Below are 24,339 nucleotides of genomic sequence, written 5' to 3'. Positions count from 1 at the left end.
TTGCTTCATGCCCCCAACCTTGCCTTGTGATCTATGGCCCGCATTCTTCTGACCTCGGGACCAACCCGACAGTACATTGATCCGGTTCGTTACTTGACCAACGCCTCGAGCGGGCGGATGGGGTGCAGCCTGGCTGAAGCGGCCGTCGCAGCCGGGCACGAGGTGATCATCGTCTCGGGACCGGTCAGCGTGACCTACCCTGAGCAGGCCACCGTGGTATGGGTGAATACTACCGACGAAATGCTGTCGGCGGCTCGCGAGCAGTTCGCCCAGTGCGACGGTTTGATCGGCGTGGCTGCCCCGTGCGACTATCGGCCAGAATTCGTCCAGGATCAGAAGATCGCGAAAACCGGCCAGCCGCTCGTCCTGCAGCTGATCGAAACGCCTGACATCGTGGCGACGCTTGGGGCTGAAAAGAAAGACCGCTGGGTCGTCGGGTTCGCCTTGGAAACCGAAGATCGCCGCTTTCGAGCACTTGTGAAGCTCGAAAAGAAGAGCTGCGATCTGATGGTTTTGAACGGCCCTGAAGCGATGAACAGCGAAGAAAACCACGTCGAAGTGCTGGCCAAAGATGGCAGCGTGGTCGCGACCATTGACGGCTCGAAGGGTGAGGTCGCCTCGCAGATCATGCAGATCGTCGGCGAGCGACTAATCGACGCGTAGCACTTCTGGGATTCGGGTTGGCTTCCCCTCGCGCGAGATACAAGCCAGGATCGTTCGCCCTTCGACAACCAGCTCGTCATCACGACGAATCTCGTAAACGAGCTCGATCCGGGCTCCCTTCGCTTTGAGGGTTTTAACCGTTACCAGCAGCAAATCGTCGAATTCGGAAGGCAGGTGATACCGGACTTCGACATCGCGAACAACCAGCAGCAGTCCCTCTGCTTCCATCCGTTTGTAATTAAATCCGCCGGCTCGCAGCATTTCTGTTCGTGCCAACTCGAAATAGGTTATATAGTTGGCGTGATGAACACGGCCTTGGGCGTCCGTTTCCTGATAGCGAACGCGGACCTCGATGGTATGTTCCGTCAGCATCTTCTCGTCCTGGGGAGCTGAAGTGGCCGATAGCGGTTTCGATCAGTGATCATCCGGCGTTGGCGAGCGATTCCCACCATTTGGGGCGATGATTGACCGAACCCTAGGGCTGTTTTATAGTTGCGATTGTTATCCGCCAGTTTCGTTTTAGCATGATTGGGGCTCTATGAGTACGGGAGCCGGCTCCGGTACGAACTTCAGCACGATGCGTGGCCGCGACTATCCTTCGCTGCGCCAGTTCACGGTCTTTTTGGAAAACCGCGTAGGGCAGTTGCTCGAAATCGTGCGACGGTTCGAGGGGAGCAATGTTCGCATCGTCGCTCTCTCGATTAACGATGCGACCGAATGTTGTTTCGTTCGGTTTCTTTTAAGCGATCCCGAAGGGGGACGCGAAATTCTCGAGCGAGCAGGCCTGGCGCTGATCGAATCTGATTTGATCGGCGTGGAACTTCCTGCCGAGAAGCAGCCACTGCTGCGGGTCTGTACCGCGCTGCTGCAATCGGAAGTGAATATCGTTCAGGCCTATCCGCTTCTCTACACGCCCAACAACCGAGCGGCAGTGGCCTTGATGGTCGACAACGCCGATATTGCGATGGACACCCTGTTGGCCCGCAATTTCAAGGTTTTGAGCGAAGACGACCTGAAATTCGACGACCCCTAGTTCGTCGTGGGGTCCTGCTGAAAATCGTTACAACCGCGCCATGCCACTTCGGATATGGCGAACTGTGACGCGAACTGCCTGCCCAAGGCCATCGCGTGTCCGTCGTCAGATAGAATTCACTGCACGACGAACTCAAGTTCCCAGCAACCTTTTTAGCCATCGGACACTGGCTGCCGTATGATTCACGTTCGTGATCTCGTCAAATCGTACGACGATCTGCAACTCGGCAAATTCACGGCAGTGGATCACATCAGCTTTTACGCGATGCCGGGCGAAATCTTCGGCTTGCTCGGTCCCAACGGTGCCGGGAAGACCACCGCGCTGCGTATTTTGAGCACGGTTCTCGAACCCACTTCTGGCACGGTGAAGATCTCCGGTTACGACGTTACCACCGAGCCTGCCATGGTGCGGCATCGCATCGGGTTCATGTCGGCCAACACGGCGGTTTACGACCGGATGACGGCCTGGGAAATGGTCGAGTACTTCGGTCGACTCTACGGCCTGCCGGACGAAGAACTGCACGAGCGAATGGAAGAGCTATTCCATCGGCTTGGCATGCGAGAAATCCGCGACGTGCTCGGCGCGAAGATGTCGACCGGCATGAAGCAAAAGGTTTCGATCGCGCGTGCTTTGGTGCATGATCCTCCGGTTTTGATCTTCGACGAACCAACATTGGGCCTCGACGTCTTTGTTGCTCGCGCACTGGTTCAACTGATCGCCGAACTTCGCGATCAAGGGAAGTGCATCATCTTTTCGTCGCACATCATGCGAGAAGTCGAAAAGCTGTGTGACAAAGTCGCCATCATGAATCGCGGGAAGATTCTGGCGGAAGGTACGATCGACGAACTTCGTACGCAGTACGGGCAGCCTGACCTGGAAGAGCTCTTCTTCCACTTGATTGGCGAGCCAGATGGTATCGCCAATTAAGGGCAGCGAGATCAGGGCATGAACTGGGACAACGTCAAACTGATTTTGAAGCGTGAACTGCGCGACCAGGCGCGGGATCGCCGTACGTTGTTCTCGGTCATCGGTTTGCCGGTGCTGCTCTATCCCTTGATGGGATTGATGGTGCTGAATGTCATGCAGTTTCGTCAGGCTCATCCGACTCGCTTGCGGGTAATTGGCCTGGTCGAGCTTCCCAGCACGCCGCAGCTCTTTGAATCGACTGTTGAGAAAAACGAAGACGATACCGAAACAACCACCTACCAGTTCGCGGAAGAACTGCTGAAGAGTGCTGGCGTGACCAGCCGGTTCAATATTGAAGTTTCCGAAGCTTCTGTCGACGCGACGGTCGTTGAACAAACGGCCCGTGAAACGCTAGAGGCCGAGAAGCTTGACGCGATCATCTATTTCCCGCCCGGCTTCCGCGAGCGGATGGAGAGTTTCCAGAACGCGCGGAAAAACCAGGAAGAAGGCGCCGAAGGCCTGCCGGCGCCTCAGTTGATTACCAAGTCTTCGGACGAGCGATCGAAGCTGGCCGAAAATCGACTCAAGCAAATCTTGCACTCATGGCGCGAAAACCTCATTCAATTCAATCTGGAAGCGAACGACGTTCCCTCGCAAATCACCGATCCGTTCAGCATCGGCACGCTCGATCTTTCCGACAAGCCACTCGATACGTCTTCGTATCTGTGGGCCAAGATATTCCCGTTTATTGTGGTGATCTGGGCGTTGACCGGTGCGTTTTACCCGGCGATCGACTTATGTGCCGGTGAAAAAGAACGAGGCACCCTCGAGACGTTGCTTTCCAGCCCCGCGTTGCGATCCGAAATTGTCGCAGGCAAGCTGTTAGCAATCATGACGTTTAGTATCGCGACGAGTGTCTTGAATCTCATGAGCATGGGCTTCACTGCCACGTTCGTGATGGGGCAAGTCGGTGGCGAGATGGCCGGTAAGTTGAACTTCGGTCCTCCTCCGATCTGGTCGCTGGGCTGGTTGTTCCTCGCGTTGATTCCGATGGCGGCACTTTTCAGTGCGTTGGCATTGGCGATCGCGACGATGGCTCGCAGTAGCAAGGAAGGACAGTACTACCTGCTGCCGCTGCTGATGCTGAACTTGCCGTTGGTGGTGCTGCCGGTGCTGCCGGATACCGAGCTGAGCTTCGGTACGTCGTTGATTCCCGTCAGCGGGATGTCGTTCCTGCTGAAGACGTTGATGGAAGGGGATTATGCCCGGGCCGCGACCTATTTCGTGCCGGTCTTGGCGGTGACGGCATTCTGTATCTGGATTGCGATTCGCTGGGCGATTGATCAGTTCAATAACGAGTCGGTCTTGTTCCGCGAAAGCGAGCGTTTCAATCTGAAAGCCTGGCTACGAAAAGTTTGGCGAGATCGCCAGCCAACGCCATCCCCCGCCGGTGCGTTCGTGATGGGAATTGTGTTGCTGGCCCTTCCGCACGCCCTGAGTGGCTACATTCAGCCAGAATTGAATGGCGATGGGCAGCTCGAAGCTCCGCAGCTTGTGCGTTACATGCTGACCAATCAGATCGGTTTGATCTTGTTGCCGGTGGTGGTTGCCGCGTTGATTTTCACGCGCAGTGTGACCAAGACGTTTCAGCTTCGCCTGGCCGATCGCCAGGCGTTGCTAGGGATTCCTCTGGCAATTGCTCTGGCCATTTGTCTGCATCCGTTCGCGTTGTACCTGCGGATGCTGATTCAGAAATCGATTCCGATGTCGCAAGATTTACAGGAACGTCTGGCGAGTATGCTGGGTGGGACGGCCGATCTGCCGATCTGGGCGATCTTCGCAATGTTTGCAGTCTTGCCGGCGATCTGCGAAGAGTTTGCCTGCCGTGGATTTATTCTGTCAGGCATGCGGCACCTCGGTCATAAATGGGCCGCTATTTCGATCTCGGCGATCTTCTTCGGAATGTTGCATGGCATTTTGCAGCAATCGATCCCTGCCGCGATCTTTGGCCTGATGATCGGCTTTGTTGCCGTTCAGTGCCGAAGCTTGTTCCCGGCGATCGCGTTCCACATGGTGCATAACAGCCTGGTGTTCGCCCATGGTGTGATCACGACCGAGACCATGAAAGAGCACCCTTGGCTCAACGGGCTGGTGTGGTGGGTAAGTGATATGCCAGGCGAGGCGGGCTACAACCCGTTTCTGGTTGCCATTGCCGCCCTGGGGGCCGTGGTCATTGTTGGCGTAATTGCTCGCATGCCCGCGGAGCTTTCCGTGGAAGAGCGTCGCCAAATGGCACTCAGCCATCAAGGGACCTATCGAGCGTCGGCCCCGAAGCGTGAAGATGGTAGCCCGTCGACTTAGCCGATGGTCGACGAGCAAAGCCGCTATTCTGCCGAAACGCTTTCTGCCCAGCTTGGTGCGGGGGCTTGGAACGTAACCATCTCGGTCGTCTGCGGATGACGGAAGCGCACTTCCCACGCATGCAAACACATGGGCGGTTCTTCCACGCCTAGCGTCTGCTTCTGCTGCATGACGTTGTTCTGCTGGTACATCGGATCGCCGACGATCGGGAAGCCGAGATGCCACAGGTGCAAACGAATTTGATTCGTGCGACCAGTCTTCGGCGAGACTTCCATTAAAGCGGTGCCGTTATCCAATCGCTCGCGAACGATGAAATCGGTTCGAGCTGGCTGGCCGCCTTCTTCCACCCGGCGACCACCACCAGTGACACGCGAAGTGCCAATCGGTTCTTCGCAGATGAATTCGTTTTCAGTCGGATGGCCATGCACCAGGGCGAGATAACGCTTCTCGACTTTGCCTTGCTCGAACTGCGGCTGAACCTGACGCGCGACAGCGCTGGTTCGCGACAACACCGCCACGCCGGTCGTGTTGGCATCGAGGCGATGGGCGATGCGAAGCTTCTGCGGGTGATAGACCCGTTCGAGGAAGTTGACCAACGAGTTCTTGTTGAAGCGACCACATGGATGCATGGGCAGTGGGGCCGGCTTGCTGACAACGATCAGGCCAGTGTCTTCGTACAGAATCTGAATGTCGGTGCTGACGTCCGGCTCGATGGTGCCTGGGTAGCGTTGTTCGAAAAGCTGGCCTGCTTCTAGTGGAGCATTTGGATCGACGGCGCGATATTCGACCAGGCGTTCGTCCTGGTGTTCGATGATCTCGACCATCAAACGCTCGCGGACCATCTTCTCCCAAAAGCCTTGCGAGGCAGCCGGGACTTTCTCGGCCATCACTTCGTAGATCGTCTTACCCTTTTGTTCCGACGAAACATAAATGCGGCGCGTGTTGGTGTAAGGGATGCTGCCTGGCAGGGGCGAGGTGACTTCTTTCAGCTTGGCATGTCGCTTGGCAATTACGGACGTCATCGCTTCCTGAGCCGACTTGAAGCAGTGCGGGCACGACTCGCCAGGGACATACAACGGAGAATTTTGTTCTTCGGTCGTCAGGGGAGTCTGGCAGACAAAGCACTGAGCCACGGCCGACTCTTGCAATCGTGGATCGACGGCAACCCTTTGATCGAAGACGAAACAATCTCCCTGGTAGTGATCGCCACCGACAAGTTCAAAGTATTTCAGGATGCCACCTTCCAGTTGATAGACTTCCTGGAAGCCCGCCTTCTGCATGAAGGGGCCTGCCTTCTCACAGCGAATTCCCCCGGTGCAGAACATGACGACCGGAGTTTGCTTGCTTTCTTCTGGCAGGTTGGCGACCGCTTCCGGAAAATCACGGAAGGTATCGATCCCGGCCGGCACCGCATTGGTGAACGTCCCGACTTTGACTTCGTAGTCGTTGCGGACATCGTACAGCATCAGCGGCTTACCTTCGTCGAGCCATTGCTTGAGCTGCTGAGGCGGAAGCTTGGGAGCGGTCCGCGTGGCGGGTTCGATGCCATCGATACCGAAGGCGATGATCTCTTTCTTGATCTTCACCAGCATGCGGCGGAATGGCTGATAGCTGGTGAAGCTTTCTTTCGCTTCCAGCTTTTCCAGGCCAGGGACTTTGCGGAGGGCGACCAACAACTTCTCGATGCTCTCGGCCGGTCCGGCGACGAAGAGATTGATCCCTTCAGTGCTCAGCAGAATCGTTCCGCGCAGATCCAAGCGGCGACAAAGCCGGCGAAGCGAGTCGCGCAGCGGCTTCAAGTCGCTCAGCGATGCGAACAGGTACGAAGAAATGTTCAGAACGGGCCCGGCGTCGGGCAGAGCAGTGGTCGTATTCATACCGCAAATTATCGGTAAGACGTCCATTTTCGCAAACGGGGGACCGCCAAGTCGGGGACGCTATTGCGGCATTTCTTCCAGGGTGACCTTCAGCGGAAGGGCGCCGCGGGCCTTCATTTCCGGATCGGCACCGCGCGAGAGGATCAGTTCACGCTTCAGCTCGGCGCCTTCCAGTGTTCCGCACCAGACCAGGCTGCGGCCATGGTCGTGGGCTTCAAGGGTCAGCAAAAAACACTTTTCGAGATCGTATCCGAATACCTTTCGGAGTGTCTCGACCACAAACTCGATCGTGTTGATGTGATCGTTATGCAGAATCACGCCATAGGGGGGCTGGCGTCGAGGTTTGTTCTCGACGATCGATTCTGGGGTGGCGACAACGGTATCTTCGCTGCTCATTCTCTCTTGGAACGCCATGTTGAAAGGAACTGGATCGCACTCTTTTCAGTTGTAATAACGAATTCCTTCGCTGCCAAACCAATTTTTGGGGAACAATTGCCAGCAAGAAACAAAAAAAGGGCCGGCAGATCGCTGGGCGATGCTGCCAGACCCTTTTCGTCCTCAGCCGCAATCGAATTCAAGTGCGCGGCGACCTGACCAGCGAACAGATCGCTAGCGGGTCGCGCGTGGAAGCGCGAAGGTTGCCGGATGGGGTGTTGGTTCCGCGTGGTGCTTGGAGCCTGATTGGTCCGGTCTTCTGTGTTTCTCGAATCGAGCCGGGATCGACCATCGCACGTGGCGGCGTCCCTGGGCGGCTCGGATCCTTAGTCGTTCGGGATCATCGAATCGTCGATGACCTGCAGCAGCTTCGAGATGCAAAGCTTGTTCATGCTGGTGCGACGCGAGTGGGCTTCGACACGCAGCGATTCGTGCAGGCTCTTCGGCAGACGAACGGTGATAACCCGGGTAGGTTCTTTCGATTCGTTCTGAGTGTTGGTGCGTTCACGCAGCTTGACGATCATCAGCTGGATTTCGCCGTACTCTTCCGATTGCTCGAACTTGGTGAATTCTTCTGGCTGTGGGAAGAGGCGATGCACGATGCCTTCCACGCCCAGGATTTCACGGAAGTAGGTAACCCAATCCGGAACGCCACGGAAGAAATCGCGAGCGATACGGAGGGCTTCACCCTTCTTTTCGTCGAAGGTGGCAGTTGGGGCAACGTTCATGGCCGGGCCGGCAGGTGCAGCTGGCTGAACCGGTGCTTGCGGCGAACCAGTGAAGGTCGGACGCGAGGTCGCGTACATGCCTTCGGTAGCTGCTGGCTGCGGAGCGTGGTACTGAGGCTGGCTATGCTGCTGCGGCGGGAACGTGGTGTTCGGGTAAACCGGTCGCGGTGCTGGCTGAGGCTGCGGATACGAGTTAGTGCCTGGGTTGAACTGCGACATTAGCGAGGCTCCTTCCTGGAAACGACTGAGGACTTTTTGCACCGTCATGACTTGGTGTGACATGCGATGTGTAACGGTATGCCAGAATCCTGTGTTTCGAGTCAAGAGCAGCGTAGAAGTGACTGCAATGCAAGCACTTACGCGTATCAGCAATGCATGCACAATCTGCTTGCAGTCGAGCGACTTTTTTGGGCAGGGGTGCCTGTGCTTAAAAGTTGTGCACGGCCGAAAGTCGCATAGGAGAAGATGTTTGTCCAAGGGCCCTTCATTTTTCCGAAAATAGTTCCAAATAGTTGCTCTGATAGCAGTTTTCCGGGGGAAACGCGCATAAAGAAACCCCGGAGCGTGATAGCACCGGGGTTTCGGGTTCGTCAGATTTGAGAGTTCGCCTGGGTGTCCAGGCAATGCTGGCACTAGGCCGATAGCTTTTCGGCGCAACGTTCCAGCAGCTTGCGGGTCAGGATGATCCCTTCGATCTCGTCTGGACTGCCACCTTCCCATTCGACACCGACATAGCCGTGATAGCCATGCTTGTTCACGACGATGTCCATCATCTTGAAGTAGTCGGTGTTGGTTTCCAGGCCTTCGGCGTTGAAGTTGTGCGACTTAGCGCTGACCGCCTTGGCGTATGGCATCAGTTCGTTGACGCCTTTGTAGCGATCATACATTTCGTCTTTGCTGACACGGAAGTTGCCGAAGTCTGGCAGCGTGCCGCAGTTTTCCATGTCGACAGTCTTCATCACTTCGGCCAACCAGGCACCGTTGGACGAAAGGCCACCATGGTTTTCGACGATCACGTTCAGGCCCAGGCCCTTCGCGAATTCGCTCAATTGAGCCAGGCCATCGGCGGCTCGCTTGATCTGTTCTTCGTAGCTACCGCTGCTCTGGGCATTCACGCGGATCGAGTGACCACCCAGGGTTTTGGCGGCTTCGGCCCATTTATAGTGGTTTTCGACGGCTTTCTTGCGTTTTGCTTCGTCGGCATCGCCCAGGGCACCTTCGCCGTCGACCATGATCAGCACCTGCTTCACGCCCAGGTCGTTGGCCCGCATATTCATTTCGGCCAGGTACTTTTCGTCCTTGGCCTTATCTTTGAAGAACTGATTCACGTACTCGATGGCTTCAATGCCGCACTGTTCTTTGGCGGTCTTGGCGAAATCGAGGTTGTCGAGCTTGCCGCTGCGGATCGTACGGTGGAGCGACCATTGGGCTAGCGAGATCTTGAAGGGGGCCTTCTTTTCCGATTCGGCAGCCAAAAGCGACGAGCCTAGGGACAGGCTGGCGCCAGCGGCAGCCATCGATTGAAGAAACTGGCGACGGCCAAGTTGCATGGGCATTGGGTGTTCCTTGGTAGGTAATTACGTGAGATTAGCGAACTTTTCGCGAGGTTTCGTCTCCAGTTTAGTTTAGAAGACGGATTATCTTGCCGCTATTCCCGGGGCTATTTCAGGGGAAAAATTGGGGCACCCAGGCCATAAATTCTTACCCACAGGGGGTGTGATTGCACCTTCGCTGTATGGCCTGGGCGGGTTAAAATTGAAATGGAAGTTGCTGACCCGGGTTCAGCAGTCTCAAAGTGGCTCTCGCGAATGGTTCGTCGGAACCAGACGCAGGTCAATAGAAAGGAATAGCAGGCACCGCTTGTGACAGAACGAGATCGCAAACAGAGCGTCGCTCAAGAAAACGCCATTCTAGTTAAGCTTTTGGACCCTGGTGTCGAGTATCCAAACGATCCGCTCGACGAATTGGATGGGCTGGCGACCACCGCTGGAACGACCGTCGTGGGCAAGTTAACTCAACGACGCGATAGGCCTGATCCGGGGACGTACCTGGGAAAGGGAAAGATCGAAGAATTGAAGCTGTGCGCCGATGCCTCGTCGGCCGATGTGATCATCTTCGACAACGAGCTTTCCCCTGGTCAAACGCGTAATCTGGAACGTGAAACCGAACGGAAGGTAATCGACCGGACCGAGCTGATTCTGGATATCTTCGCCACCCATGCTCAGACCCTTGAATCGCGTCTGGCGGTCGAGCTGGCGCAGCTTGAATATTCGCTTCCACGCCTCAAGCGGATGTGGTCTCACTTGGACCGTATCAAAATGGGCGTGGGTATGCGTGGTCCTGGTGAAAAGCAGCTGGAAGTCGACCGTCGTTTGGTCGAAAAGCGGATCCGCGATTTGAAGGACGATTTAGAGAAGGTTGCTAAGCGTCGCGAACGTCAGGTGGCCGCTCGCAAAGAGTCGATGACCATCAGCCTGGTGGGCTACACCAACGCCGGCAAAAGCACCCTGATGAACAAGTTGACCGACGCCCAGGTGCTGTCGGCCGACATGCTTTTTGCTACGCTCGATACCCGGACTCGGCGTTGGCGATTGCCACACTGGGGGCCCGTTCTGCTGAGTGATACGGTCGGGTTTATTCGCGACCTGCCTCACCGCTTGATTGCTTCGTTTAAGGCGACGCTCGAAGAGGCTAATCAGGCCGATTTGCTGCTGCACGTGGCCGATGCCAGTAACCCGGAAGCCGAGCAGCAAATCGCGGCGGTTTACGAAGTTCTCGAGGAAATCGGCATCGAGCAAAAAGACACGCTGCTGGTCCTCAATAAGATCGATCGGATCGAAGATTCTCGGCAGTTAGAGCAGCTTCAGGCTCGCTTCCCGCGTGCGGTTCCGGTGAGTGCCTACTCGGGCGAAGGGCTCGATAAGCTGGCGATCGCCGTCAGTGATGCGTTGAGTAAATCGTTCTCGGATGTCGAGATCGAAGCCCCGGTCGAGAACGGCAAGTTGGTCGCCTATTGTGCGACGCATGGCGAGATCGTTTCTAAGCGATACGGCAACGAAAAACTCTTCGTGCATTGCCGAATTCCGACGGCTCATTTGGGGCGTATCGAAAACCAAAACCCCGGCGTTGTTATTCGTCCCTATGCTCAGGATTTCGATCCTGCGGAATCGGGCGCCGTGGGGGATGTGGCCTAATGCGGAGAAAACTCGATGGCCTGCGGATGCTCATCACCGGAGCCTCCTCAGGCATTGGCCGTTCGATGGCAATTCTGGCGGCCGAAGCAGGGGCAAAGCTGCTGCTAACAGCCCGTCGCGAAGACCGTCTGGAGGAGCTTCTTGGGGTGCTGCATGCCAAGGGTTGTGATGCTCGCTATGTCGTTGGCGACATCACCGATCCAGCCCATCGGCAGCGTCTGGTGGAGCGAGCGGAAAGCGATTTTCGAGGGCTCGATGTGCTGGTCAACAATGCCGGCGTCGGGGCGTATGGAAGTTTTGAAGATGCCACGCCCGAACGTCTGCGAACGCTGATGGAAGTCAACTTCTTCGCCCCGGTCGAATTGACCCGTTTAGTGCTCCCGATTCTGGAAAAAGGGACCACGCCGGCGGTCTGTAATATCTCGTCGGTTCTGGCGCATCGAGCGGTCCCTGGGAAGAGCGAATACTGTGCTAGCAAGTTCGCGTTGCACGGTTTCAGTGATGCCTTGCGGGCGGAAGTGTCGAGTAAGGGAATAGACGTTATTTTGGTCAGTCCCAGCACCACCAGCAGTGAGTTTGCTGCCGCGGTGATCGAGAAGCGGGGCAAGGTTCCGGCCAAAGGAAAGTTCGTCCGCACGCCCCACAATGTGGCAGTCGCGGCCCTGCGGGCGATTCGACTCGGTCGTCATGAGATCATCCCCAGTAAAACGGGTTTTGCGATGATTCTGCTCGATCGGCTCTGTCCATCTCTGGCGGACTGGGCCGTAGCGAAGTTTGGCTATGTTTGAGTAGTCAAAAACTCGCCTTTATTTTGACTGGCCAAAAACGTGGCTTGGCTCGGCAATTCTCGGCGAAAACGTCGTCTGATGTAGGCTCGAACCGGGAGCCCTATTCGAGCCCGCTTTCCCCTTGCTGGCGATCTTGTGGGTGGCAATTTTGCCGTGCGGGTTTGAGGCCGAAATAGTTGTCAGAATCTTTATGAACAGTTATTCTTAATTGTGCTCAGTGACTCCCTGTTCGGGGGCAATTCTGCGAGCTCGACCCCCGTCATGCTCCCCGTCGTCGAATTCCAGCCTGGGCATCACCTACCTGCCATCAAGCCCATCATTCATTTTCATCGAAAAGGCTACTGCCATGACGATTCGCAAGTCTCGCCGCGAGTTCCTGGAAGATTCCATGTTTGCCGCTGCCGCGGCCGCTGCTTTCGCGGCACCGACTTCGTTGCTGGCCGCAGAAGAAAAGCAAAGCAAAAGCCCCAACGAAAAGCTGCACGTTGCTGTGATCGGTTTGAATGGCCGTGGTAACGCTCATATCGGCGGCTTCACCAATCGCGACGACGTGATCATTACGCACCTGTGCGATGTCGACTCGAAGTTCCACGAAAGCAAGGTGGAAGGTGTCGCCAAGCGTCAGGATGGTCACAAGCCAAAGTTTGAAACCGACCTTCGCCGCGTATTGGATGACCCATCAGTTGATATCGTCAGCATCGCGACCCCGAACCATCAGCACTCGCTCCAGGCCATCTGGGCATTGCAGGCCGGCAAAGACGTCTACGTCGAAAAGCCAGTCAGTCACAACGTCAGCGAAGGCCGTCGTGCTGTCGAAGCGGCTCGCAAGTACAACCGTATCTGCCAGGCCGGTACCCAAAGCCGCTCGAACCCAGGCATGATCGAAGCGATCGAGTTCGTTCACAGCGGCAAGATCGGCGACGTGAAGGTCGCTCGTGGTTTGTGCTACAAGCCACGTAAGAGCATCGGCCCGAAGGGTGTTTACCAGCCGCCAAAGACCGTGGACTACAGCCTGTGGCTTGGCCCAGCGCAGATGCAGGACGTGACCCGTCCTCAATTCCACTACGACTGGCACTGGCAGATGCCTTTCGGCAACGGTGACTTGGGTAACCAGGGTATCCACCAGATGGACCTGGCTCGCTGGGGCTTGAACGTCAACGAGCTGAGCAAGGCTGTGATCAGCTACGGCGGTCGCTTCGGTTACGACGATGCCGGCACCACGCCTAACACGCAGGTCGTGGTTCACGACTACGGCGACAAGTCGCTGGTCTTCGAAGTGCGTGGCCTGGTCTACGACAAGAAGCTGAAGGAAAGCTCGGTCAGCTATAAGGGCTCGAAGATCGGCGTGATCTTTGAAGGTACCGATGGCTACGTCGTTATGACCACCTACCATTCCGGTTCGGCCTTCGACAAAGATGGCAACAAGATCCGCGACTTCAACGGTGGTGGCGACCAGAACCACTACAACAACTTCGTGGAAGCGGTTCGCAGCCGCGACGTCGACCACCTCAATGGCGACATCCTGGAAGGTCACCTCTCAAGTGCTCTCTGCCATACCGGTCTCATCTCGTACCAGATGGGCGAACAGGTTTCTCCAGAAGAATGCCTGGAACGGATGGAAGGGATCAAGACGACCGAAAACGTTCGTGCGACCATGGAACGTGTCCAGGATCACCTTCGCGACAACGGTGTCGACATCGTGAAGGAAGGTGTCACGCTCGGCCCAATGCTGCCGTTCGATGCAAAGACCGAAACCTTCGTCGATAACAAGGAAGCCGACGGTTACCTGACTCGCAACTACCGCAAGGGCTTCGAAGTCCCAGCGGAAGGCAAAGTCTAAGCCGATTCGCCAAGCTGAAATTGGAAAACGCCAGGTGCATGTCGTCTGGCGTTTTCTGTTTCTTGGAAAGGGCAGGGGAGCAGAGCATCCCTCATCGAAGAATCGTCGCGCGATATAATAGCGGGCATGAACTCGCCTGTGACGCCACCATTTGAAGTCTTATACGAAAAAGGTCCCTGCATCTGCGTGCAGAAGCGGGCCGGGTTGCTCACGCAAGCGCCCCCCGGAATCGACAACCTGGAACTTCAGGTGCGCGAGTTCTGCAAGCAGCGTGACGGCAAGACCGGCAAGATCTATCTGGCGATCATCCATCGGCTTGATCGCCCTGTGTCGGGAGCGATTGTGTTTTGCCGCAATGTGCGGGCAGCCCAGCGACTCTCGGCCCAATTTCGCGAGCGAAGTGTACGAAAGACATATTGGGCGATCGTCGAAGGTGTCGTACCGGAAGATTCGGGGGCGTGGACCGATCACGTTCGGAAGATCCCCGATGTTGCCCAAGGCGAAGTGGTCGCGGCTGGCAGCGACGATGCCCGGCCGGCAGAGCTTTCGTATGAAGTGCTCGCGCGGACTTCGACGCATTCCCTGCTAGAGATTGAGCTGGGAACCGGCCGATATCATCAAATCCGATTGCAATGTGCTTCGCGGCAGTTTCCCATTCTCGGCGATTCGCTGTATGGTGCTCAGCAGGCCTTTGGACCGATCGTCGACGATCCCCGGCAACAGCACATTGCCTTGCACGCTCGCCGACTGCAGTTTCGACACCCGATGGTCGAAGAACAGGTCGATGTCGTGGCACCTTTGTCGTCGGCATGGTTAGAAAACGTAGCCTGGCAGGAACTGGCTCGTCAAAGCAGTAGGGAGATTCAACCATGATTCGCAGATATCGTGTCGGCTGGCTATTCACCATCAGTGGAACGCCCATTCAAGACGCCACGGTTTCCGTCGAAGATGGCAGGATCGTCGCGATCGAAGAAAACGGAGTCTGGCCCGATGCGGTCGACCTGCGCTCGTGGGCGATCATGCCGGCGCTGGTGAATGCCCACACGCATCTCGAGTTCAGCAATCTCGAGGCTCCCCTCGGCACGGAAGCGATGCCCTTTCCGCAGTGGATTACGGAAGTGGTTCGTTATCGCCAGGGTTTTGGCGAAGACCTGGCGGTCGAACGGGCTCATGCAATTCGCAACGGCTTACAGCAATCGGCAAGCTTCGGCGTGGGTGTCGTGGGCGAGATCGCCACGCTTCCGCTGTTGGAAGCATCGTACGACCGCTCCCAGGTTCACGTAGTCTCGATGCTGGAAGTTCTCGGGCTTGATCCAGAAAGGGCGGCTGAAAGGATCGTCCAGGCCGAAACCCATGCAGGGTACCCTTGGTCCAGCAAGTTGGTGACGCCAGGGATCAGTCCCCATGCTCCGTACACGGTGCAGATGGAAATTGTCGATCAGTCCGCGCAGCTTTCACAGAAACATCAGTTGCCGCTGGCGATGCACCTGGGCGAGTCGCTCGAGGAGCTAGAGCTATTAGAAAAAGGGACCGGGCCGTTTCGAGTGATGCTCGAGAACATGGGACTGTTCCAAGCGGAAGACTTCCCAGGCGGTCGGAAGGTCTCGGAATACATCCAGCATCTGACGTCGGCCTATCGGGCTTTGGTCGTGCATGGCAATTATCTGGCGGAAGCGAGTTCCGAGGTCTTACAGCAATTCCCAGATAAACTGACCGTCTGCTATTGCCCGCGAACGCATGCCTATTTCCATCATCCGACGCATCCGATCGAAGAGATGCTAGGGCAGGGGATTCGCGTTGTGCTGGGGACCGATTCGCGGGCGTCGAGTCCTGACTTGAATCTTTGGGCAGAAGTGCAGCACGTCCATCACGCGTTTCCCGATATTCCGGCCGAGCAGCTTTTGACGATGGTTACGCGGGATGCCGCGTATGCATTAGGGCTGGAAGAAAGCTACGGCACGATCGAGCCTGGTTATCAGGCTCGCGTTGCTGCGTTTGCCGTAGGAAGCGATTGCCCCGACGTGCTGGCCACCATGTTGGCTGGCCAGCCAAGACTTTGGGACTTGGGGGCCGGGCTAAATGAGCTCGACCTTGCCACTGCCTGAGGTGACTTTGCCGATCTCGAAGACATCGCAGCCACCTTCGTCCAACATCTTCTGAACGCTGGCCGCATAGTAGCTGCTGACGATCACCACCAGGCCGATACCCATGTTGAAGACGCGTCCCATTTCGGCGTCTTCGATTTCGCCTAGTTCTTGCAGCCATGGGAAGACCGGTAGTTGGGGCCAGCTTCCCTTTTTGATCTCGACGTCGACGTTCTTCGGCAGAATACGCTCGAGGTTCTCTTGCAGGCCACCGCCGGTAATGTGGGCGATGCCATGCACGACGTTCTTGATCTTATAGTGCGCCAAGACCTGGCGAACGGGACGAACGTAGATCTTGGTTGGCGTCAGCAAGGTTTCGCCGACGGTCCCGCCAAGGGCTTCGATATGATCATCCAACTGGAGGCCGGCGATGTCGAAGACCACTTTCCGGACCAGACTGAAACCATTGGAATGGACGCCGCTGGACGAGATACCCAGCACCACGTCGCCATCGGCAATCGCTTTGCCGTCGATCAGGTGCTTGCGATCAGCAACCCCGACGCAGAAGCCAGCCATGTCATAGTCCCCCACTTTGTACAAGTCGGGCATGATGGCCGTTTCGCCACCGATCAGCGCACAGTCGCTGTCGACACAGCCGTTGGTGATCCCGGTGACCAATTGTTCAAGCAGTTCTGGATCGTCTTTGCCCATGGCAACGTAATCCAGAAAGAAGAGGGGTTCGGCCCCGCAGCAGATGGCATCGTTGACGCACATGGCGACCAGATCGATCCCCACGGTGTCGTGCTTGCCGCTATCGATCGCCAGCTTGATCTTGGTGCCGACACCGTCGGTGCAAGAGATCAGAACGGGATCTTCGTACTTGCGGGCGAACAGGGCGTTGTCGAAGTCGAGCTTGAACAACCCGGCAAAGCCGCCATCCAACTGCATAACCCGAGGCGAGAAGGTTCGTTTGACCAATCGCGGCAGTCGGGACATCGATTCTGCGTATACGTCTAAATCGACGCCGGCATCTTTATAGGTGGCTTTTGCCATTAGTTATTTCTATGGGGGCAAGGGTGTGCGACCAGAGAGCCCGATTTTCGAACCCACCGCCGATATTGTCAACGCACCGCAGAATGGCTGACGGAGGACAACTTCGTGAAAATTGCGGAAATTCTTTCGGGGGGAGGGCTCGCCAACGGAATAGGCACCACTGCCGATCGGCATAGCACGTATTTGGGGGCCCAGGTTCTATTACTGGGGTCGGAATGATTAAAATGAAACGGCAAAATCGGCGAAATGGGAAATTTGCTCCTAGGCGGCGCATTGCAGACTCCCCCAATGGTCCGACGATTGCAACAGACTCGGGCGACCCAGGGCATTCCCTGGTGAGGGCACGAGGATTGGTCCCTCAGGCAGGAACATCCCGGGTTCATTCGGTTGAACCGGCAAACTCTCCGCAGGACCTACCCCTTAGCCCTAAGCTATTATTTCGCCAGATGATGCATCACGCGTATTGAAGTCAAAAATTTGGATTTAGGAGGGGAGTCTTACCCGGTCTTCTGCGAAATGGGTGGTAGTGTTCTAGCACACGCATTCATCGAGACCTTTGGAGGTTAGATCGGGATAGTCGCCTATGCTTATGGTTCATCCGCATCCGGAGCTGCAATTTAGTCACGTGCTTCCTTATGGAGCAATCTTGCACGAACGCGGCGTTCGGTTTGTTGTATTCAGCCGTTCCGCCACGGCGATGCGACTCCTACTTTATAAAAACGTCGACGATCGCGAGCCAAGCGAAATCATCGACTTCGATCGCGAGACCGATCGTTGGGGAGACATCTGGAGTATTTTTATTCCAGGCCTCTCGGCTGGACAGCTTTACCACTTCCAAGCCGAAGGACCGTACAACCCTGACGAAGGTATGCTGTTCGACGGTCGCGCACGGTTGATCGATCCTTACGCCAAAGCTTTGGCCGGGACGTTCCAACCATCGGACGACGGTATCATCCGTCCGCCCAAGTGCGTTGTCGTGGATGAAAGCTTCAACTGGGAAGGGGACCGCCATCTCAAGCGGGACCTCAGTGAGTCGATCATCTACGAAATGCACGTGAAAGGTTTCACGGCACACGAGTCGAGCGACGTGAAGAACCCAGGAACCTACCTGGGGGTGATTGAAAAAATTCCGTACCTGAAGTCCCTCGGGGTGACCGCGGTCGAGCTGATGCCGATCCACGAGTTCCCGATCATGGACATGGTCACGGGCAAAACGCCGACGCGAGGCAACTATTGGGGTTACGACTCCATGGCCTTCTTCGCGCCGCACCGTGGATACGCCGCCAGCAAAACGCCTGGTGGTCAGGTCCGCGAATTTAAAGAGATGGTCAAGGCCTTGCACCAGGCCGGCATCGAAGTGATTCTCGACGTGGTTTACAACCACACCTGTGAAGGGAACGAGAAGGGACCGATCCTCAGCTTCAAGGGGCTCGAGAACCAGGTCTATTACATGTTGGCCAACGGCGGCCGCGAGTATAAGAACTACTCCGGTTGCGGTAATACGGTCAACGGTAACCACCCAATCGTTCGCGAGATGATCTTTAACAGCCTGCGTCATTGGGTGCATAACTACCACGTCGACGGTTTCCGCTTCGACCTGGCATCGATCTTGAGCCGCGATCGCAACGGCAACCTGGTGGCCAATCCGCCGCTGGTCGAAGCGATTGCTGAAGATCCGATGCTGGCCGATACGAAGATCATCGCCGAAGCTTGGGACGCCGCCGGTGCTTACCAGGTCGGATCGTTCGCCAACTTGCGTTGGGCAGAATGGAACGGCCGGTACCGCGACGACATCCGTAGCTTCTGGAAGGGTGAGCCATTCAAGCTGGGTGCCCTGGCAACTCGCTTGGCCGGATCGAGCGACCTTTACCAGGCCGGTGGTCGTCAGCCGTACCACAGCATTAACTTCATCACGTCGCACGACGGCTTCCCGATGAACGACCTGGTCTCGTACAACCACAAGCACAACGAGGCCAACGGCGAAGGGAACCGCGACGGTGACAACCACAACCTGAGTTACAACTACGGTGTGGAAGGTCCAACCAAGCGGGCCAGTACGGAAAAGATCCGCAACCAGCAGATCAAGAACATGTTCTGCACGTTGCTGATGTCGCAGGGCGTTCCGATGATCCTGATGGGTGACGAAGTTCGTCGTACGCAGCACGGCAATAACAATGCCTACTGCCAGGACAACGAAATTTCGTGGCTCGACTGGAAGCTGGTGAAGAAGAACGACGAAATGCGTCGCTTCGTCCGAGCCTTGATCGCCTTCCGTCGCGACCAGCCAACCGTCCGCCAGAAGCACTTCCTCGGTGGTTTCCCCACCGGTCGACGTGGTCTGTTCGACGTGAACTGGTACAACAATCTCGGCACGGCCGTCGATTGGGACAGTGGCGACTCGATGCTGACCTGTTTGTTCGCAGCACCTAACAAGGATACCGACCCAGAGCAATTCGGTCGCGACGTCCTGTTGCTGATGAACGGTAGTGCTTCGCCGCAGCAGTTCATTCTGCCGCCGGTTGCCAAGGGAACGAGTTGGCGAATGTTTGTCGACACGGCAGCAACTTCGCCAAGCGACGTTTACCCAGACCTCAACGGGCCACGCCCACCAGCTTCGGGCAAGTTTGTCATGCCAGAACGAAGCGTGCGAATCTACGTTGCCTCCCGGTAACGATTCGCGACCCCCTCGGGAAAACCTTAAAATGGCGGCTTGGAAACGAGCCGCCATTTTTTTTGTGGAGTGATCGTCATGCGTCTTCACCTAATTGCCTTGATGCTGACATGCCATCTGGGGCTTATCGCCATTGCCCACGGTCAAACGTTGCGAAGGGTGCAGATTGCCGAGAATGGCCAAGACTTCGTACTTGCCGGAACCGATCAGGACTTCTTCGTCTGGGGCGTCAACTACGATCACGATGGTGACAGCCGATTGATCGAAGACTACTGGGATGCCGAGTGGTCGACCGTGGAGGAAGACTTCGCCGAAATTAAATCGCTCGGCGCCAACGTCGTCCGGGTGCATCTGCAGTTGGGCAAGTTCATGTCCACGGCTGACCAGCCGAACGAAGCGAATCTTCTTAAGCTGGTTCAGTTGGTCAAGCTGGCCGAAAGGAGTGGGCTGTATCTGAATCTCACGGGCCTCGGGTGTTACCACAAAGCGGACATTCCGGCCTGGTACGACGAACTACCGCTAGAGCAGCGTTGGCAGGTGCAAGCCAACTTCTGGAAAGCAATCGCTCATGCATGTCGCGATCAGCTGGCCGTTTTCTGCTACGACTTGATGAACGAACCGGTTGTCAGTGGTGGTGGCCCCAGCGATGAGTGGCTGGTAGGGGATTCGTTGGGAGGCAAGTATTTCGTCCAGCGAATTGCCCGGGCCGGCGATCTCAAAGGACGAAGCAATCAGGAAATCGCCGCCGCGTGGGGGCAGAAGCTGACCGAAGCCATCCGTTCGGAAGATTCCCAAACGCTGATCACGGTCGGCGTAATTCCGTGGGCCCATGTTTGGCCCAACGCGAAGCCGCTGTTCTATAGCGAGCCGGTCTCGAAGCACCTCGACTTCGCCAGCGTTCACTTCTATCCCGTTGCGGGCGAAGTCGACAAAGCGATCACCGCCTTGAAGGTTTACGACATTGGTAAACCGCTGGTGATCGAAGAGTTCTTTCCCTTGAAGTGCTCGCTGGAAGAAGCGAAAGACTTCATCGACAAGGCCAGGCCCGTAAGCGATGGCCTGACCAGTTTCTATTGGGGAAAGACGATCGAAGAAAATCAATCGTCGGGCGAGATCTCAGGAGCGATCGTCGCGAAATGGCTCAAAATCTATCGTGAATTGGCTTCTGGTCAGACACCATGAATGCCGAAACACTCGCCTGAATGGTTGGTCGTTCTAAAATGGATGTCCAAAACCGTTTTCAACGCCATGAGAACTTCGAGAGGTAAGACGTTCATGAGTCGATCGAAGGCAATCGTTCAATTCTCGTTGGTAGAATTTCTCGTGGTTGTTTCCGTGGGATTTGTCGCCCTGGGCTCGATTTGGTCCCCCTCGCCAGGGGATCAAATTCTGCTGACATGTGTTTGGGTTTCTTTGATGGGTATGACAGCGCTGGTCTGGATTGTCGATGGTGAAAGAAAAGCTTTCCTGATTGGGTTTTTGGTTTTCGCGTATGGCTACGTGGCAACGACCTTGCTCTTTTCTTCGCTGGCCAGTCAGATGGACATTGGACCTCGACTCCCTTCGCAGTTGGTTTGGGACAAAGTCTACGAAGGAATCGTCCGGTACGAGTATTTCGTCGAGGGAAAACTGGTGGACCCTGCATCTGGGCCTACCGTTGATCGGGTTGGCCAAGTTTTCGATCGCCATGGTAATAAATTGGGAATGCTCGGCTCACAAGCCAGTTTATTTAGTAGTACCCTAGTAACACGTGTGGCTTATCCGGATTGGCAAACGTTTCATATGGCTGGGCACACCCTGTGGTTGCTCTTGTTGGGCTATTTCGGAGGCAAATTTGCCGTTGCTGGTTTTCATATGCAAGAAAACAGAAAGGGGAAAGAGACTTCAGTTGAGCAATCTCTCTCCCCCTGATGCGATTTAGCAAGCGAAAATCGCTTCGCAATTATTTGGGTGCCTATTTATTTTCCCCCAAGTCTTTCTTGAGCAACGCCATCAGCAGGTCCCAAGACTTCTCATCAGCGGCCTTGTTGTACTGCATGCCTGGGTTGTTGTGCTTGCCGGCGTCTTCGACGGTGAAGCTATGCACAGCACCTGGGAAGTTGACGAAGTTCAGCGAGACGTTCGCATCCTTCAGCTTCTCTTGAAAGGCTTCGATCGATTCCTGCGAGATGAAGCTGTCGTCGGCTCCGTTGCAGACCAGCACCTCCGCCTTGATCGCTTTAGCTTGTTCTTCCGTTGGCGTCGGCAAGGCGGCATGGAAAGTGGCGATCGCATCGAGATCGGCACCGGTGTAACCAAGTTGCAGGGCGGTTGAGCCACCGAAGCAGTAGCCAATGGCTGCCAGCTTCTTCGGATCGCATTGCGGCTGAGCCTTTAGAATGTCGAGCGCGACGACGGCACGCTTTTGCCACTCGTCGACGTTGGTACGCACCTTACCGGCCATCGCACCAGCGTCTTTCGGATGTTCGACGAACTGCCCGTCGCCATACATGTCGGCGGCAAACGCGACGTAGCCCTGTTCGGCCAGCATCCGGGTTCGCTCTTTAGCGTATTCGTTTAGGCCCCACCATTCATGAAAGACCACGATGCCCGGTCGTGGACCCTCCACGGAGTCGTCGTAGGCGAGGTAGCCATCGAAGGTCTTGTCGCCAACGCGGTATTCGATGGTCTTCGTTTTCACTTCGGCCTGAGCCAGGGATACCGTGAACAGTAACATGGCCAGCGAGGTAGCGATCGCACGCATAGCTGAATTCTCCAGGTCTAAGGGTTTGAAAATCGAGACCGCGAATCCCTGCGGTGCGTAGTTAATTGTTCGCACAACAATTAACGAGAATCAATATCCCACGAGATGCCGGTACGCACTCCTGCGGCACTCAAGTCTAGGTGATATGAAGGCGACGCAAGCGAGGCAACCGAGCTAACACCTAAGTTCAAAAACACTGGTTTTACCGAGGATTTGCCATGGTTGTTGTGCGGGTTTGATCTTGGTTTTCCGCCGGCAAATTTCTTGACCCTCGGTGTCAAATGAAATACACACGAATAAACAATAAATGCTTTGTCGACCTGCGAAGCTCGCTATTCACCCTCATCCTGCTCCCTTCGATCTCGCCGCTTTTCCATCCGTCTCATCCTGGAATACGAGAGTGCGATTATGTCTGGACCTTCCCGCCGTAGCATGCGCCGGCCGGCATTTACGCTGGTCGAGTTGCTGGTCGTCATTGCCATCATTGGCGTCTTGATTGCCTTGCTGTTGCCGGCCGTGCAGCAGGCTCGCGAGTCGGCTCGACGGATGCAATGCTCCAATCGCATGAAGCAGGTCGGGCTGGCGATGCATAACTATCACGACAGTTTCGGAGCCTTCCCGGCACAGCAGATGCAAGTTCTGCCGAGTCGTCCCAGTGGCTTTGTCGCGCTCCTTCCCTACATCGAGCAAAATGCCGTTTACGATCGAGCCAAATCGGCGAGCACACCATTCGGGACCGCTGACTGGAATCCGGCCGAGCAGAACACGTCGATCTCCGAGCTGTTTTGCCCGTCCGATCCATACCTCGAATCGCGAGCCGGCGTAAATGGGCGGAAACCGCGGAGCTATCACTTCTGCGTTGGCGACAGTATCCGCAACAACCACACGACCACCTCGTCGAAGCGGGGGATGTTTGCTCCCGAGGTGAACATGGCGTTCCGTGATCTGGTGGATGGGGCGAGCAACACGCTCGCCTTAAGCGAAGTGGTGGTCGGGCCGAACTCGGTAACGCGAACGATGAAAGGGAACGTCGCCGTGACGCCGGGCATCAACGCCAGTCCTTCGAGCCCGGCTGACTGCTGGGCGGCTCGAGGCGTGAATGGTCAGATCGACGCGGCGGTTTCGGTCACGGCCGAATCGTATGTCCATCGAGCCCCAGGCAGTCGCTGGGCTGAGGGTCGTGTCTTCTTCACGGGATTCAGTACTGTGCTTCCACCGAATTCACCTCGCTGTTCGGTCGCCGATACCGACGGTAGCTGGGGCATCTGGACCCCCAGCAGTTTTCATCCCGGCGGCGTGGTTTGCGGTCGAGCCGATGGTTCGACGCAGTTCATCGCAGAAACGATCGACGCCGGCGATCCCACTTCAACGGAAGTCGCCACCGGACGCAGCCCTTACGGAGTTTGGGGTGCTCTTGGTTCGATCAACGGCGGCGAAACGGCAACCCTTCCTTAAACTTCCCACCGACAAGAAGTCCTTATCATGTATCGAATGATTCCGCTGGCGATGCTGCTGGCGACCATAGCCAGCGGCTGCGCATCTTCGGACGATCCGAACCTGCCCAAGCGAGTCCCGACCAAGGTCATCGTGAAATACCAAGGTCAGCCCGTCGAACGGGCCACCGTGATCTTTGGCGATGCCGAGATTCGCGGGGCGGTCGGCAACACCGATAAGAACGGCGAAATCCAGCTTTGGACCTATCAGCCAGGCGATGGCGTGATCCCTGGGACCTACAGCGTTGCGATTCGCAAACTGGAAGTGATGTCCGTACCAGATCCGGAGACGGTCAGCCCGGAAGAATACTCGCGGAGAGTCAACGCGATGAATCGTTCGTTGAGCCAAGGCCCAACGCACTTGCTGCCGAAGAAATACAGCAAGGCGGAAACCAGCGAACTCACCGCCGAAGTGGTCGACGGCGGTGAGAACGTGTTTACTTTCGAGCTGGAAGATTAGCCGGCGTCGC

At 56.3% G+C, this 24,339-nt stretch carries 21 protein-coding genes; 14 read left to right on the top strand and 7 right to left on the bottom strand.

Annotated elements, in window-relative coordinates; translation table 11 throughout:
- The first annotated feature begins 33 nt into the window (after positions 1 to 33).
- Positions 34 to 663 carry a phosphopantothenoylcysteine decarboxylase domain-containing protein gene (locus ABD890_RS21390; RefSeq protein ID WP_345094386.1) on the top strand — a complete coding sequence of 210 codons (630 nt, stop codon included), beginning with the start codon at positions 34 to 36 and terminating at the stop codon, positions 661 to 663.
- Here ABD890_RS21390 and ABD890_RS21385 read toward each other — a convergent pair.
- Positions 649 to 1,035: an acyl-CoA thioesterase gene (locus ABD890_RS21385; protein WP_345094384.1), complete on the bottom strand. Its 387-nt coding sequence runs from the start codon at positions 1,033 to 1,035 to the stop codon at positions 649 to 651. The two genes, ABD890_RS21390 and ABD890_RS21385, sit on opposite strands and share 15 nt — an antisense overlap.
- 166 nt (positions 1,036 to 1,201) lie before the next feature.
- On the opposite strand from ABD890_RS21385, the gene ABD890_RS21380 reads away from it, so the two are divergent.
- The 3 genes from ABD890_RS21380 to ABD890_RS21370 all read left to right on the top strand — a co-directional run bounded on the left by ABD890_RS21380 (position 1,202) and on the right by ABD890_RS21370 (position 4,963).
- Entirely contained in the window at positions 1,202 to 1,696 is a 495-nt protein-coding gene (locus ABD890_RS21380; protein ID WP_345094382.1) for an acetolactate synthase, read from the top strand.
- Positions 1,697 to 1,873: 177 nt separating this feature from the next.
- Positions 1,874 to 2,623, top strand: coding sequence for an ABC transporter ATP-binding protein (locus ABD890_RS21375; protein ID WP_345094380.1), 750 nt, complete (start codon positions 1,874 to 1,876; stop codon positions 2,621 to 2,623).
- Positions 2,624 to 2,641: 18 nt separating this feature from the next.
- Positions 2,642 to 4,963: an ABC transporter permease subunit/CPBP intramembrane protease gene (locus ABD890_RS21370; RefSeq protein WP_345094378.1), complete on the top strand. Its 2,322-nt coding sequence runs from the start codon at positions 2,642 to 2,644 to the stop codon at positions 4,961 to 4,963.
- Between the two features lie 23 nt (positions 4,964 to 4,986).
- Here ABD890_RS21370 and trhO read toward each other — a convergent pair whose 3' ends face one another.
- The 4 genes from trhO to ABD890_RS21350 all read right to left on the bottom strand — a co-directional run bounded on the left by trhO (position 4,987) and on the right by ABD890_RS21350 (position 9,559).
- Positions 4,987 to 6,840: an oxygen-dependent tRNA uridine(34) hydroxylase TrhO gene (trhO, locus tag ABD890_RS21365; protein WP_345094376.1), complete on the bottom strand. Its 1,854-nt coding sequence runs from the start codon at positions 6,838 to 6,840 to the stop codon at positions 4,987 to 4,989.
- A gap of 60 nt (positions 6,841 to 6,900) precedes the next feature.
- Positions 6,901 to 7,236 carry an ATP-dependent Clp protease adaptor ClpS gene (locus ABD890_RS21360; RefSeq protein ID WP_345094374.1) on the bottom strand — a complete coding sequence of 112 codons (336 nt, stop codon included), beginning with the start codon at positions 7,234 to 7,236 and terminating at the stop codon, positions 6,901 to 6,903.
- Between the two features lie 365 nt (positions 7,237 to 7,601).
- Entirely contained in the window at positions 7,602 to 8,222 is a 621-nt protein-coding gene (locus tag ABD890_RS21355; RefSeq protein WP_345094372.1) for a toxin-antitoxin system HicB family antitoxin, read from the bottom strand.
- 413 nt (positions 8,223 to 8,635) lie between these two features.
- A complete protein-coding gene (locus ABD890_RS21350; protein ID WP_345094370.1) occupies positions 8,636 to 9,559 on the bottom strand; it encodes a sugar phosphate isomerase/epimerase family protein in 924 nt (307 codons plus the stop codon).
- Positions 9,560 to 9,865: 306 nt separating this feature from the next.
- Here ABD890_RS21350 and hflX point away from each other — a divergent pair, with 306 nt between their 5' ends.
- The 5 genes from hflX to ABD890_RS21325 all read left to right on the top strand — a co-directional run bounded on the left by hflX (position 9,866) and on the right by ABD890_RS21325 (position 15,930).
- Complete coding sequence (hflX, locus tag ABD890_RS21345) at positions 9,866 to 11,197, top strand: GTPase HflX (RefSeq protein ID WP_373356250.1); 1,332 nt, start codon at positions 9,866 to 9,868, stop codon at positions 11,195 to 11,197.
- The gene (locus ABD890_RS21340; protein ID WP_345094369.1) at positions 11,197 to 11,985 is read left to right on the top strand and encodes an SDR family NAD(P)-dependent oxidoreductase; all 789 of its coding nucleotides are present in this window, start codon (positions 11,197 to 11,199) and stop codon (positions 11,983 to 11,985) included. Before hflX ends, ABD890_RS21340 begins: the two co-directional genes overlap by 1 nt.
- Positions 11,986 to 12,331: 346 nt before the next feature.
- Positions 12,332 to 13,825, top strand: a complete 1,494-nt coding sequence (locus ABD890_RS21335; RefSeq protein WP_345094367.1) for a Gfo/Idh/MocA family protein — start codon at positions 12,332 to 12,334, stop codon at positions 13,823 to 13,825.
- 126 nt (positions 13,826 to 13,951) lie between these two features.
- Complete coding sequence (locus tag ABD890_RS21330) at positions 13,952 to 14,698, top strand: RluA family pseudouridine synthase (RefSeq protein WP_345094365.1); 747 nt, start codon at positions 13,952 to 13,954, stop codon at positions 14,696 to 14,698.
- Positions 14,695 to 15,930 carry an amidohydrolase family protein gene (locus ABD890_RS21325; protein WP_345094363.1) on the top strand — a complete coding sequence of 412 codons (1,236 nt, stop codon included), beginning with the start codon at positions 14,695 to 14,697 and terminating at the stop codon, positions 15,928 to 15,930. The genes ABD890_RS21330 and ABD890_RS21325 overlap by 4 nt, the downstream gene beginning before the upstream one ends.
- On the opposite strand, the gene purM is transcribed toward ABD890_RS21325, so the two are convergent.
- A complete protein-coding gene (gene purM / locus ABD890_RS21320) occupies positions 15,901 to 16,962 on the bottom strand; it encodes a phosphoribosylformylglycinamidine cyclo-ligase (RefSeq protein WP_345094361.1) in 1,062 nt (353 codons plus the stop codon). The two genes, ABD890_RS21325 and purM, sit on opposite strands and share 30 nt — an antisense overlap.
- 583 nt (positions 16,963 to 17,545) lie before the next feature.
- On the opposite strand from purM, the gene glgX reads away from it, so the two are divergent.
- The 3 genes from glgX (at position 17,546) to ABD890_RS21305 (ending at position 21,544) form a co-directional block, all read left to right on the top strand.
- The gene (gene glgX, locus ABD890_RS21315) at positions 17,546 to 19,633 is read left to right on the top strand and encodes a glycogen debranching protein GlgX (protein WP_345094358.1); all 2,088 of its coding nucleotides are present in this window, start codon (positions 17,546 to 17,548) and stop codon (positions 19,631 to 19,633) included.
- Positions 19,634 to 19,711: 78 nt separating this feature from the next.
- A complete protein-coding gene (locus ABD890_RS21310) occupies positions 19,712 to 20,815 on the top strand; it encodes a cellulase family glycosylhydrolase (protein WP_345094357.1) in 1,104 nt (367 codons plus the stop codon).
- A 93-nt stretch (positions 20,816 to 20,908) separates the two neighbouring features.
- Complete coding sequence (locus tag ABD890_RS21305; protein ID WP_345094355.1) at positions 20,909 to 21,544, top strand: hypothetical protein; 636 nt, start codon at positions 20,909 to 20,911, stop codon at positions 21,542 to 21,544.
- Positions 21,545 to 21,587: 43 nt separating this feature from the next.
- Here ABD890_RS21305 and ABD890_RS21300 read toward each other — a convergent pair whose 3' ends face one another.
- Positions 21,588 to 22,376: a dienelactone hydrolase family protein gene (locus ABD890_RS21300; protein ID WP_345094354.1), complete on the bottom strand. Its 789-nt coding sequence runs from the start codon at positions 22,374 to 22,376 to the stop codon at positions 21,588 to 21,590.
- Between the two features lie 408 nt (positions 22,377 to 22,784).
- Between ABD890_RS21300 and ABD890_RS21295 the strand changes: the two genes are divergently transcribed.
- Both ABD890_RS21295 and ABD890_RS21290 read left to right on the top strand, forming a co-directional pair.
- Positions 22,785 to 23,831 carry a DUF1559 family PulG-like putative transporter gene (locus tag ABD890_RS21295; RefSeq protein WP_345094352.1) on the top strand — a complete coding sequence of 349 codons (1,047 nt, stop codon included), beginning with the start codon at positions 22,785 to 22,787 and terminating at the stop codon, positions 23,829 to 23,831.
- A gap of 27 nt (positions 23,832 to 23,858) precedes the next feature.
- Positions 23,859 to 24,329, top strand: coding sequence for a hypothetical protein (locus ABD890_RS21290; RefSeq protein WP_345094351.1), 471 nt, complete (start codon positions 23,859 to 23,861; stop codon positions 24,327 to 24,329).
- The last annotated feature ends 10 nt before the right edge of the window (positions 24,330 to 24,339 follow it).

The organism is Bremerella cremea, assembly GCF_039541315.1.
Classification (GTDB): domain Bacteria; phylum Planctomycetota; class Planctomycetia; order Pirellulales; family Pirellulaceae; genus Bremerella; species Bremerella cremea.
Note: the sequence above shows the minus strand (reverse complement) of the source record. Positions and strands in the feature narration are given on the sequence as shown.